This is a genomic window from Thermogemmatispora onikobensis (assembly GCF_001748285.1).
Classification (GTDB): Bacteria; Chloroflexota; Ktedonobacteria; order Ktedonobacterales; family Ktedonobacteraceae; genus Thermogemmatispora; species Thermogemmatispora onikobensis.
Map to the genome: position 1 here is coordinate 1 of NZ_BDGT01000089.1, position 12,458 is coordinate 12,458.

The following is a 12,458-nucleotide window of genomic DNA, read 5'->3' on the forward strand; positions in this document are numbered from 1 at the left end:
ACGCCCCAGCTGCCCCGCTTCTGAGCTGAGCGTGAGCAGTCGAGAACGGCGAGGGCGGCCTCCCATCCCTCTCCTGGCAGCGGCCAGAGGTGCCCCCTCGTCCGTCCCGACTCGCTTGCTCGCTTGCTCGCTCACTCACTTGTTCACTTGTGCGTCTGCCTCTCCTCCTCTCCAGAGGGGACCGGCATTCAAATAACCCCTAACTCATTATTGATTCATCAGTTGTGGAGGCTTTCTATGGATCTGGGACTGGAAGGAAACGTCGCCATCGTCACTGGCGCCAGCCGCGGAGTGGGCCAGGCCATTGCCCGCGCGCTGGGCGCTGAAGGTTGTCGGCTCGCCATCATTGCCCGGGGACGCAAGGCCCTGGAAGCAACTGCTGAAGAGCTGCGCAGCGCCGGGGTTGAAGTCTTGACAATCGCTGCTGATCTCATGATCCCCCAGAACATCGAGCGCATTGTCCAGGACGTGATGGCTCACTATGGGCGTATCGATATTCTGGTCCATAACGCTGGGGGCGCCCGTGGCCAGACCATCTTTGACACCAGCGATGAAGACTGGCACGACGCTCTGGCCCTCAATGTCCTGGCCCTCAGCCACTTTGCTCGCCTCGTGGCCCCCATTATGAGCCGCCAGGGAGGAGGCCGCATCATCGCCATCTCCTCCATTTTCGGACGCGAATCGGGCGGACGACCTGCCTACAATGCCCTCAAAGCTGCCTCCATCAGCCTCACCAAGTCGCTGGCTCGTCAGCTTGCTCCCAACAATATTCTGGTGAACAGCGTCGCGCCTGGCTCCTTACTCTTCCCCGGTAGCTCCTGGGACCGCCGGCGCCAGGCTGATCCTGAGAGCATCGAAGCCTTTGTCAAAAGCGAGCTGCCGTTAGGCCGCTTTGGTACCCCTGAAGAGGTGGCCGCGGTCGTGGTCTTTCTGGCCTCCTCCGCGGCCTCGCTGGTCAGTGGGGCCTGCATCCCTGTCGACGGCGCTCAATCTCGCTCCAACATCTAGCTCGCGTAGGACCAGCAGCCCGTCAGCAGCCCACTGGCAAAGCTTAAAAAGCCCTAAGAAAGGCCGGCTCTGGTTTAGTTTCTCCTTAGAGCCTGTTACTGCAGAGCTTATCGGGGCCAGTATGCCTTGTAATCTGCTCAGAAAAACGGTACGCTTCTGTCTAGCAAGAAGGAAAAAAGACGAAGAGCAACGAGGAAACGAAACGATGACAAAGCAAGAACGCCCTGCGGTCAATATAGATGGCATTCTGGCCCAAAAAGCGTTGGCCGGCGATGAGCAGGCCTTTGAGATGCTCTTAAAGCGCTATCAAACAGCCCTGTTTAGCTTTATCTACCACTTTCTCGGCGACTATGACCAGGCATGCGATATTCTGCAACAAGTGTTCTTGCAGCTCTACATCTCACTTCCAAATCTGCGCACCGGCGAGCCGCTGAAAGCCTGGCTCTTCCAGGTGGCCCGCAATCGCTGCCTCGATGAGCTGAGACGCAAGCGCGCTGTCCACTTTTCTGAGCTAGAAGGAAACACGGAGGAAGATGAGCCGTCACCACTGGACGCTCTCCCCGATGGCAACCCGTTGCCGGAGGAGCTGGCTGAGCACCATGATCTCCAGCGCCTCCTGAGCGAAGCCATTCAGACCCTGCCACCGCGCTTCCGGGCTGTGGTTCTGCTACGCTACCTGGCTCAGCTCAGCTTCGCCGAAATTGGCCAGACGCTCCAGATGCCCGAGGCAACGGCCAAAACCTACTTCCAGCGCGCCAAGCCGCTTCTGCGGGCGGCCCTGCGCGAGTACACCGGCAAGGTGACAGCAGCCCTGGCTTAAGCTCTCTGCTCCATCCCCTGGAGTAGAAGCCACGGGCAAACGCTGCCTTGTGAAACTTCCCCTGGATGTTGTTCGTTGTACATAGCAGAGCACGAGCGAGCTAAGGAACAACATCCGGGGGAATGTACTTATGCGGGAGCAGCGCGAGCGATCGCCTCGACCAGCCATAGAAGCGCAGGAAGGGGAAGAGTCGCAAGAAGAATTCGATGAGCTAGACCGTCTGTTTGTAGAGCACCTGCCGCGTCTCGAGCCCCCGCCGGAGGTCATCGAGCGTATCCTCGCGCTCGCGCGTCAGTCGACTCCTCCAATGGCCTCCAGATCTAGCGCTGAGAACCAGGAGCGTCACAGCCGGCAAGGGAAGCGCAGCTCAAGTGAAGATGGGAGACGAACGGACGAGCGCGGAATGGATCACCGCAGCCAGTAAAAGGGGGACAGGAGGAAGGAAAGTGCTTCCAGGGAGAAGGGAGCCCCCAGTGCCTGGCCGTTGACAGATGCAAGAGGGCAGCTTCTCCCTGCCCTGCTGGTCAGCAAGGCCGGGGCTGCCCTCGGCTGTAAGGTCCATGGCACCGAAGAGGATGAGACGAATACCTGATCTTGTCTGGCCTGCCTGGCCAATCCTCTTTGCTACAGCAGACCCTTCCGGCTCCCTGCCCTCGCTTCTCTGGCATGGGCCTCTCTCACTGAGAGTGAGCGGTGCCCCCTCGCCTCACGCAATTTGATCGCTCAACTTCCCCCTTGCGACAAGCCAGCGGACGAACTCCAGGCGGCGATGTTCTGCAAGAGCCTGTTGTTGTTCCCTCTCGGCGTACTCCTCGCGGAGCCTGGCCAGACGGCGCATTTCCACCTCATCAAAACCGCCACGGCGCAGTATCTCACGATCATCTTTGCGGTCCTGCATGTGGTCCTCCTTCTTCACTGGCAAGCGGGCGGGTGACCAAATTCACCAACGGGGCGGGGCCAACAGGCGTCGCTACGACCCGTCTCAGAAGAGCCTGCTTGGCATCATAAGGCTTAGGCCACTGACACTGATCTTCTTCCTCCTGCTTTCCTTCCTTCTTCCAGGCAGTGAGCGCCTTCTCCAGGCTTCAAAGAAGCCTGCATGTGGGCGCTCAAGCAGGCGCTACGCTCCTTTCTTCTCAGCTGGGCGAACAGGCAGGTCACTGTCAGCTTCTCTGCTACAGAGTATACATTACCGCGAGTGACAAATGTGTGAACACGGCCAGGGAGCCTGTGAAAATCCTGTGAAGGTTGATCCTGGTGAGCCAATTGCCCCAAAGAGATGCTCTTGCCTATGACAAATTGCTGAGCAGCGGGGCATCTGGGGGAGGAACAAAGTAGCCGACGCCTGGCTCATTATGTAAGAAGCGCGGGTGGGCAGGATCAGGCTCCAGCTTGCGCCGCAGATGACGGATGAAGGTTCGCAGATAGGTCGTTTCTCCAATATAATCGGCACCCCAGACGCGCTGCAGCAGCTCGCGGTGCGTCAGTACCTTGCCGGCATTGCGCGTCAGCTCGTAGAGCAGATCGTATTCGGTGGGGGTCAGATGCACTTCCTTGCCGCCGGAGCGTACCTTGCGGCGGGCAAAATCGACCTCCAGCCCATCAGGCCCACCACAGCGATACACGGGTGTACTGGGGCTGGTGTTTCCCTGTCCCAGGCTGCTCAGCAGACGCTCCGTTTCAGCGGCGCGGCGCAGCGCCACACGCACACGTGCCAGTAGCTCGTTGACACTGAATGGCTTGGTCAGATAGTCATCGGCCCCCTGATCAAGCGCCTTAATTTTGACCGGTTCCTCGTCATGTGCCGAGAGCACGATCACTGGTGCATTGCTCCACTCGCGCAAGCGGCGCAGGAAAGCCAGGCCATCCAGCGTCGGCAGAGACAAATCGAGCAGTACCAGCTGCGGCTGCACCAGGGCCGCCAGCTCGATCCCCTGGGCTCCGTCACGGGCGGTCTGGACCTGGAAGCCACGCGCTTTCAGTTGCGCGCGCAGAAAGGCGCTCATCTGAGGATCATCTTCTACGCACAGAATACACGGTTTTCTCTCGCGCTCAGAAGCTGACATCATGTGCACCCTCCCTGGAGCCGGTCGTATTACCACGTGGGGCTGAGGCGGGCAGGAGCGGCTGGGCAGCTGTGGGCTCGCCGGCAATGCTCAAGCGGAAGGCAAAGGTTGTGCCCTGACCGGGGCTGCTCTGGAGTGTCAAGGTGCTCTGATGAGCCTCGATAATGCCGCGGCTAATGTAGAGGCCCAGGCCCGTACCGGGACTCCAACGGGCGCTGTCGCGGCGCCGGTCGCGAGCCGGTTGACCAGGGCGGTCCGCCGCCGGGCGACGGCTGGCGGCGAACGTACTGAAGCGGGTGAACAGCTCTTCCTGCTGCTCGGGCGTCAGGCCGGGGCCATGATCGGTCACGCGGATCTCCACCTCGCGGGAACTAACCTGCTCGGCCTCCAGCAGGACCGTGTCGCCCTCTGGCGCATGGTAAAAAGCATTGCTGAGCAGGTTCGTCAGCACGCGAATGATCATCTCATAGTCTGCCAGCACAGTGGGCAACTGAGGAGGAACCCGCACATCCAGGCTGCGATGCGAACTGGCAATCAGGGCCTCCAGACGCTCCTGCAAATCCTCGACCAGCTCGGAGAGCAACACCGGCTCCAACTCCAGACGCAGGGCGCCGGCCTCTACCCGGGCGGCATCCAGAAACTGATTCACCATACTCACCAGGCGCTCGACCTGCTCATCGGCAGTTCGCAGAAAGTCGCGCTGCTCTTCCACTGACCAGCGCAGATCGTCGGCCTGCAGGACGCTCAGGTGGGCGCGGATATTGGCCAGTGGCGTTTTCAGCTCGTGGGCCATGGTCGTGAAGAAATCCTCGCGCTCCCGCTCCAACTCCTTCATGCGTGTAATGTCGTGCCAGACGAGAATCGCGCCGCTGATCGTTCCGTCGGTCGCCCGCAGCGGGGCTGCACTGGCCAGCAGGAAAAGGAGGCTGCCGTCGGGCTGGCTCAGGTGCAGCTCGCTCTCGCTGGCCTCACCTCGGAAGAGCGCGCGCGCCAGGGGACGCTCCTCGGTCGCTACCAGCTCGCCATTGGGGCCATAGACATGGATGGGGTCAATGATCTCCTCACTGGCTCGTCCAGCCAGGCGGCGCATGACCTCCTCGGGATCATCTATCTGGGCCTCCGGTACTCCCATGCGGCGCAGGAGCCTGGCAGCCTGACGGTTAATAATACTGATCCGTGGACGCTCACGGGCCTCCTTGGAGATCAGGAGCACGCCCGAGGGCAGCCGTTCCAGCAGCGTCTGCATGCGGGCGCCCTCCTCTTCCAGGGCGGCTTTGGCCTCCTGGAGCGCTTGATTTCGCTGGGCCAGTTCCAGCGTGCGGGCGATGACCTCAGCCTCGATGCGTTCGCGGGCAGCAGCCTGCTCGGTTACGTCGTGATAGATGACGATGAAAGCAAAGATATCGCCGACCGCGTCGTGGATGGGGGCGTAGGAGCGGCGGATAACATAGGGATGGCCGTCGGCTCCAATGACCTTCATCTCATCGACGCTCTGCTCCAGGGCGCGGTGCTCCAGCGCTGGCAGATCCTCCGGTCCTCGGGGCAGAGGCTCCTCAAAGCGAGCCTGACTACGGGCCAGGGCCTCCCAGATCGGCAGTCCCAGGACCTCATCGCTCCAGCCGAAGAGGCGGCGCACGGCGTGATTGATGTCGGCCACACGCCAGCGAGCGTCGTAGATCACCACTCCATCGGGAATGGCCTGCATGATATTCTCGCGCTGGCGCACATTGCGGCTCGCTGTGCGGGCCAGGCTGTCGATGCTGAAAAAGAGGCGAGCGTTATGAATGGCCAGGCCAGCCTGGCGGGCGAACTGTTCCAGCAGCTCGACCTCTTCGGCAGGGAAACCACGGGCCCGCCGGTGATAGACCTCGATCGTCCCTACAACTGCCGGACGATCGCCACGCCCCTCCCGTAGCCTCATCTGCTCGGGATGAGGGTCGAAGATGGGTACGCAAAGCACGGAACCGGGCCGACGTGGGAGACCTTCGTCGTCAAGGAGCGGCAGCTCCAGCTCTGGGCAACTACTGGTATCCTCAATGATCAGCGCACGCTGCTCGCGCTGGACCCGACTGAGCAGCAGGCGCTCAGTCAGCCGAGGGCGCCAGTGCTGGGCGCTGGGGTGCAGACCTTTCTGCGCCGCCAGCGTGACCAGCGGCTCGCTCTCTGTAGACTCCTGGTGCGCCGAGGAACGCGGCTGAGCAATATCGGGCAGCACCGTCTCGACCTCGGTGACTGGCTCCAGCAGCAGGATCGCACACCGGGTCGAGCCGACCATCTCCTCTACAGCCTGCAGAATACGATCGAGGACCTCGGGCAGGGCAAAAGGGCCAGCGATGGCCGCGGAGATATGCTGCATCGCCTTCAGCAATAAGCGTGAGCGTACCTGGCTGGTCACGTCCTCCACAGTGATCAACAGCGCGTCTCTCTGGCCTGCCCCCTTCTGCTCTTCCTGCTGGCTTTCCCACGTCACCGGGATCAGCGAGATACGCCAGTAGGTGCGCCCACGACTGGCCAGCAGACCCTCATAGGGAACATCTTGAAAGACCAGGCTCTGGCGCATGGCACTGGCCCGCTGCAGCTGAGGCACAGCCGTGGAGGCCAGCTCTGGGGGCAGGATCTCAGGCAGACGATGGCCAAGCACTCCTTGCGAGCGCCACGGCTCGCTCAGCAGCGAGGCCAGGTACTGGTTGATGTAGAGAACGCGCAAATCAGTACCATCCAGGACTGCGGCTCCGACCGCAATGTGTCCCAGAATTTGTTCAAGTTGCACAGATGGCTCTGGCTCCATAGATCGGGGTTTCTAGCCACGCCGGGTCTCTACCTGACCTGGACTGGAAAGGACACGCCCCACACATCGCCGCCCGCCAGGACGGCGGTCTTGCTCTCGCTCCCTCCTTCCCACTACTACACACTATTATATCGCCTGCCAACGGTGGCTGTGAGCCAGGAGGACAGGCGCGACGCACCTGTCTCATTCGCCAGCCGCCTCTTCCTTCCAATGCCACTGGCCAGCAGCAGTAGCGGCAGCAGCTCGCCTCAGCACCTTCGAGATAGAGCGATAAACCAGGTCTCCTATTTACACAGCAGAGATTAGCCAGGCGCGATGCCAAAGGGGGCGGTTTGTGGTATGATGATGTCAACTCCCGAGAGAGTACTGCAACCCTGAAGCGTACGACCTTCCGGGTCCTTTTGTGCCGCATGAGGCCAGCGGCCAGCGGCCTCCGCCTACCTGCCTGCTTGCCAGAGCAAGCCCGCTCCTCCTCCAGCGCCGGGGTGAAGAAGGATGGCTGAGAGCGCTCGCCAGGTGGCGCGAAGCCGCGGATCACATGATGGCTGCACTCTGGGCTGTTTGTTGGCTGAGAACGCTGCAAGAGGCGTCAAAGAAGCTCGGTGTCGCAGCCGGTTCGTTCTGCGAGGAGGGATTCATGGAGCTTTCGCTGCGGCTGGATACCCTCGGGGTGGTCGAGGTGCGCTATCTGCGTGGCCGGGAGCGCTACCGCGATTGGCCCCCGATCCAATTGGTGGCCGCCTCCCGACAGGCCCGTATCCAGGCGTATATGAGCCGCGAGGTCGCTGAACAGCTGCACCAGCAGATCCTTGCGGTAGAGGCGGCTGTTGGTCTAGATGTTGAGTTTGAAGATGAAGATGACGATCATCTTGAGAAGGAGCACGGTAGCCGGTCAGTTGATGAAAAGCACTTTGACGATGCAACAGAGCGAGAGAGCAGCGCAAATACTTTCTCTCCCTCCCTCGCCCAAGCCTTGGATCGCCTGAACGAACTGGCACGGCAGCGCTTACCCGAGGCCAGCTCCTCCTCTGGCGCTACGGAGCGGGGCGAGCTGCTGGCGGAGGAGGGGGAATTGAGCGCCGAGGAAGAGGGAGCGCTGGAGCAGCTACAAGATGCTTTTACGCAGATGATGGATGTGGTGCGAGAGTTGGCTGAGGAGATGGCTACCGATGCGCTCAAGCTCAACGGACGATTCCGCTGCGCACGCACCAACATTATCTTTACTCAGGCCGATCTCCCCGAGGAAGAGGAGGAGGAGGAGGCGACAGAGGAGGAGGCCGAGGAGCCAGAAGCGGAAGGTATTGAGGCCGAGCTGGGAGAGGAGGAAGTGGTGGAGTTTGAGGTGGAGCTGGTGATGGTCCTGCAGCTCTTTGAGGAGGGACGCGCCCGCTCCGATGATGCCCCTGCTGTGGAGTTGCAGCTCGACGTCGACGATTTCGAACGTCTGCATGAGACGCTGGATCTGGCACTGCAGCGCGAGGAACGCAGCCGCCGGCGCAGCTCCTCTCATCTGACCTCCGAGCGTGGGCGACGCAATCGCCGGCGTCGCTAGCGCCGACTCGCTCGCTCGTTGCCCCGCGGAGGATGGCCGCCGACCCTTGACTGCACCGCTCGCTTGTATCCTCGTTGCTGATGCTGGACCCTGCTCGGAGACGAGGCCGGGCTGAACCGGATTTAGCCAACGCTTCTCTCTGCTCTTCCTCGTTCGCTCCGCGCTGCATGGTGGGGTGATTACGTGGCCAGGGCGCTTCTCCTGCACTTGCTTCTCTGATGTCCTTCCCCCGAGGAAGATTCTGCTGGCTGTGGTGGTGCCCATGCCCCTCTGCTCAACCGCTGACCAGTCAGTCTGCCCTGTTCCAAACACGGTAATGCCTGTGGTCAGATGAACGCTGATCTGCTACAATGGGGACGGCCTGGGGGGATTGAGGGACGACAGTGGCCAGGGCCGTTCAGACCTTCGCTCTGGAACTCACTGCCTCCTGGGAAAGGCTGGCGGGCACCGCAGAGAAGGAGAGGTTGCAGCCCTGCCTGGTGTGTTTGTGAAGGGAGCTTGACCTGTATGAGTGATGGGCGCGCGGGGCATGGGTCCCGACCGTGCTGGTGGAAGCAGGGAACGTACGTGATCGAGGCCGATGATGCTGCTGAGCTGGCGCGAGCGATGCAGCTGGAGCAGCTGATTACACGGCAAATGGGGGGCCTCTTCCCGGAGCGCGGTGGTGATCTGAGTGCTGTCCAGACGATCCTCGATATTGCCTGTGGCCCCGGTGGTTGGGCGCTGGCTGTGGCCTATGCGTATCCGCATGTGACCGTGGTCGGCATCGATAACAGCCGGGCGGTTGTGGAGTACGCTCAGGCCCAGGCCTGGTCACGGGGCCTGGGAAATGTCGAGTTTGTGCTGATGGATGCACTGCACCCCCTCGATTTCCCTGACGATGCCTTTGATTTGGTGAATGCCCGCTTTCTGATGGGGATGATGCCCGTCTCGGCCTGGTTGCCCTTGCTACGCGAGTGCCGTCGCGTTACCCGCCCAGGGGGCAGCATTCGTCTAACTGAGGCCGAGCTGTGTTTGACGACCAGCCCCGCTTTTGAACAGCTCTCGGCCTGGCTGGCACGGGCCTTCTGGCGCAAGGGATATAGCTTCTCTCCCGATGGGCGTACCTTGGGAATCACCGCCGTCCTGGGCCAGCTGCTGCGCTCGGCAGGGTGGCGCAATGTTGCCTACCGTCCCTTTGTGGTGGATTTCTCGACTGGCGCCCCGGCTCACACTGGGGGCTACCAGCACTTTATGGTGTTTTGGCGGCTCGTGCAGGAGTTTGTCTGCGCCTGGGCGGAGGTTCCCACTGAGACCTTCGAACGCTGTTATCAGCAGGCGATGGCCGAGCTCCTGCTCGATGAATTCTGTGGGCTATGGTTCCACCTGCTGACCTGGGCGGAGAATGCTCCTGCCTGACTGAACGGACCGAAAGGCGGCCTCCAGGCTGAGACGCTTCACTGGCCTGCTCTGCTCTCCCAGCTAACGGCAGGGAATGGGGCTGTTTCCTCCTGCCTGGATTGGAGCGCACTGCAGGTAGCGACTCTGCTTTGTGACTGAATGGCTGGCTGGGGTGGCTCACCGCGTGCGACGGGGCCGCTTCAGCTCCCTCTGGACGAAGAAGTTGTCTATGGCCAGAACGATTACGATTGAGGATCTCTATCGGCTGCGCTTTGTGAGCCAGCCGCGTCTTTCTCCCGATGGCTCACGTGTGGCCTTCGTGGTCACGACTATCGATGAGCGGGAGCACGAGTACCGCTCGGCAATCTGGGTTGCTCTGCCTGGCGGCGAGGTTCGGCGCTTCACAAGCGGACGCGCCAGGGCTCACAGCCCAACCTGGTCACCTGATGGGCGCTGGCTGGCCTTCGTCTCCGATCGCGAGAGCGATGAGCCGGCAAGCGCTACCGCGACAGGCCCTGGCGGGGAGCAGCGCCCTGCTCAGATCTGGCTGCTGCCTGCGGACGGCGGTGAGGCACGCCAGTTGACCTGGATGGAACATGGCGCTGAGCGCCCCGTCTGGTCGCCGGATGGGCGCTTCCTGCTCTTTTCGGCCCAGGTCGGTCCTGGCGATGAGAAAACACCAGGGGGCAAGCCTCTGCCAAAGGCGCGGGTCATCGAACGCCTCTGGTATCGCCTCGATGGCGTCGGCTTTATCCACGAGCGTCGCAGCCATCTCTTTCTGATTCCTGTTGAGGGCGGTGGACCCGTCCAGCTGACCGATGGCGACTGGGATGACGCCGACGCAGCCTGGTCTCCGGACGGTCAACAGATCGCCTTTGTCTCGAGCCGGGCGGAAGATCGCTGGCGCATGCCTTGCCCCGATCTCTATACGCTGACGATCGTCTCCGGCCAGCCGGGCGAGCTACGCTGCTGGACCGATGGAACGCTCTCCTGTGCCTCGCCTTCCTGGTCGCCAGATGGCCGCCAGCTTGCCTTTCTGGCTATGCAGAAGTACCGTTCGGCGAACCACGTCGATCTGTATTGGCTCTCACTTGATGGAGCAACCCCCGGCCAGGTCCAGCCGCTTTGCCTGACCCGTGATTTTGAGGGAAGCTGCGTCGACTGGACAAATAGTGATCTGGGGGACGAGCATCTCATGCCGCCCCCTGCCTGGTCCGCCGACGGGCAAACGCTCTATGTGCTGGCCTCGCGGCGCGGCGCAACGCGGCTGTACGCTGTTCCCGTCAGCGGGTCCGGTCAAGAGCCGCCGACCCTCACGCCCGGTGCCGTGCATGTGCGCGACTTCTCCCTTGATCAGTCCGCTCAGAGCGTAGCCTTGCTCATGGGCAGTGCCACACAGCCGCCAGAGATCTATCGCTGCCCGCTCACCGGCAAGAACGCCGGGCTGGAACAGGTCTCGCATTGCAATGATGAGCTGCTGAGTGAGCTGAAACTGGCCACGCCGGAGTATTTGCCCTACCGTGGCTGCGATGACTGGCCTATGGATGGCTGGCTCTTGCGTCCTCCCGACTACGATCCTGCCCGGCGCTACCCGCTGATTGTGGAGATCCACGGCGGCCCCAATACGCAGTATGGCTACGGCTTCTTCCATGAGATGCAGGTCTTGGCCGCCGCTGGCTACGTGATCCTCTATACCAACCCGCGTGGAAGCTGCGGCTATGGGCGTGAGTTTGCCTTGGCCGTGCGCGGTGCCTGGGGTGAGAAGGACTCTCTGGATATTCTGGCCGGCATCGACGCGGCACTGCAGCAGGGCGGCCTTGATGAGCAGCGCATCGGGGTGATCGGCGGCAGCTACGGCGGCTTTATGACCGCCTGGCTGATCGGTCATAGCCAGCGCTTCCGTGCCGCAGTGGCCGATCGCAGCGTGACAAACCTGATCTCCGACTTTGGCAGCAGTGACTTTGGTTGGACGTTCGCCGACGATGAGCTGGATACCACACCTTGGGAGAATCTGGAACGCTACTGGCGCATGTCGCCTTTGGCTTATGTGCAGCATGTGCAGACACCGCTCCTGATTCTCCATAGCGAGCAGGACCTGCGTTGCAATATTGAGCAAGCCGATCAGCTCTTCGCCGCGCTCAAGTATCTGGGGCGCGAGGTGCGCTATGTACGCTTCGAGGGCCAGAGCCACGGCCTCTCGCGCGGCGGCCACCCCTACCTCCGCCTGCAGCGCCTGCGCTTCATCGTCGACTGGTTCGAACGCCATTTGCAAGAGCCCGAGCGCCAACCGTAGCAGCATCGCCTCAGCGGCCCAGCCAACCAGCCAACCAACCTGCCGTCGCGCCGACCTGGCAGGTTGGTTGGCTGGGCCACGGCTCCTCTCTGAACCCTCTGCCGCCTTGCTGTCTCTTCTCCTTCTCCTCTCTGGGTGGGAGTGTCCTTTGCGCTTTTCCTCTCTCTCTTCTCTGAAAGAGGTGTATCAGGTGCTCTCTGCAGACTATCGATAGAAGTAAGCAAACAGTCATATACATTATGAACTTGATTTAGCCAATTTGGAGAGCGATTTTATAGTAAAACCGTAACAGATCGCGGATGTCGAATCAGTATCGGCCTGCAATTGCGACGGTATGTCATGCCGGCCAGGAGGAGCATGTATACTCTGACTGGCCAGTGATAGTTGCAACTTGCGAAGGGACGAGACATTGCGAGTACACCAACGAATCTGGCATTACCTGTATCAACGGCAGCGGACCGAGCCTCTGAGAAGCACGCGAGCACTGGCGACCCTGGTGTTGCTCCTCTCGGGGACAGCCGCCGGGGCGGCGCAGATGCCGCAGGCGACTC

At 61.6% G+C, this 12,458-nt stretch carries 9 protein-coding genes; 6 read left to right on the top strand and 3 right to left on the bottom strand.

Annotated elements, in window-relative coordinates:
* The first annotated feature begins 237 nt into the window (after nt 1-237).
* The 3 genes from BGC09_RS21470 to BGC09_RS21480 all read left to right on the top strand — a co-directional run bounded on the left by BGC09_RS21470 (nt 238) and on the right by BGC09_RS21480 (nt 2,252).
* Complete coding sequence (locus BGC09_RS21470; protein ID WP_069806251.1) at nt 238-1,008, top strand: SDR family NAD(P)-dependent oxidoreductase; 771 nt, start codon at nt 238-240, stop codon at nt 1,006-1,008.
* A gap of 205 nt (nt 1,009-1,213) precedes the next feature.
* Entirely contained in the window at nt 1,214-1,828 is a 615-nt protein-coding gene (locus BGC09_RS21475; protein WP_069806252.1) for an RNA polymerase sigma factor, read from the top strand.
* A 130-nt stretch (nt 1,829-1,958) separates the two neighbouring features.
* Nucleotides 1,959-2,252 (top strand): hypothetical protein, encoded by a 294-nt coding sequence (locus BGC09_RS21480; protein WP_069806253.1) that lies wholly within the window; start codon nt 1,959-1,961, stop codon nt 2,250-2,252.
* A 282-nt stretch (nt 2,253-2,534) separates the two neighbouring features.
* Here BGC09_RS21480 and BGC09_RS21485 read toward each other — a convergent pair whose 3' ends face one another.
* The 3 genes from BGC09_RS21485 to BGC09_RS21495 form a co-directional block, all read right to left on the bottom strand.
* On the bottom strand, nt 2,535-2,726 hold the full coding sequence (locus BGC09_RS21485) for a hypothetical protein (protein WP_052889015.1): 192 nt from the start codon (nt 2,724-2,726) through the stop codon (nt 2,535-2,537).
* Between the two features lie 391 nt (nt 2,727-3,117).
* Nucleotides 3,118-3,897 carry a response regulator gene (locus BGC09_RS21490; protein ID WP_069806254.1) on the bottom strand — a complete coding sequence of 260 codons (780 nt, stop codon included), beginning with the start codon at nt 3,895-3,897 and terminating at the stop codon, nt 3,118-3,120.
* The gene (locus BGC09_RS21495; RefSeq protein WP_069806255.1) at nt 3,881-6,664 is read right to left on the bottom strand and encodes a PAS domain-containing protein; all 2,784 of its coding nucleotides are present in this window, start codon (nt 6,662-6,664) and stop codon (nt 3,881-3,883) included. Before BGC09_RS21495 ends, BGC09_RS21490 begins: the two co-directional genes overlap by 17 nt.
* Nucleotides 6,665-7,319: 655 nt before the next feature.
* Between BGC09_RS21495 and BGC09_RS21500 the strand changes: the two genes are divergently transcribed.
* From BGC09_RS21500 to BGC09_RS21510, 3 genes are all read left to right on the top strand, one after another.
* Nucleotides 7,320-8,234 (top strand): hypothetical protein, encoded by a 915-nt coding sequence (locus BGC09_RS21500; protein ID WP_069806256.1) that lies wholly within the window; start codon nt 7,320-7,322, stop codon nt 8,232-8,234.
* Between the two features lie 507 nt (nt 8,235-8,741).
* Complete coding sequence (locus BGC09_RS21505; RefSeq protein WP_176729002.1) at nt 8,742-9,632, top strand: class I SAM-dependent methyltransferase; 891 nt, start codon at nt 8,742-8,744, stop codon at nt 9,630-9,632.
* A 211-nt stretch (nt 9,633-9,843) separates the two neighbouring features.
* Nucleotides 9,844-11,907, top strand: coding sequence for a S9 family peptidase (locus tag BGC09_RS21510; RefSeq protein ID WP_069806258.1), 2,064 nt, complete (start codon nt 9,844-9,846; stop codon nt 11,905-11,907).
* Nucleotides 11,908-12,458: the final 551 nt, after the last annotated feature.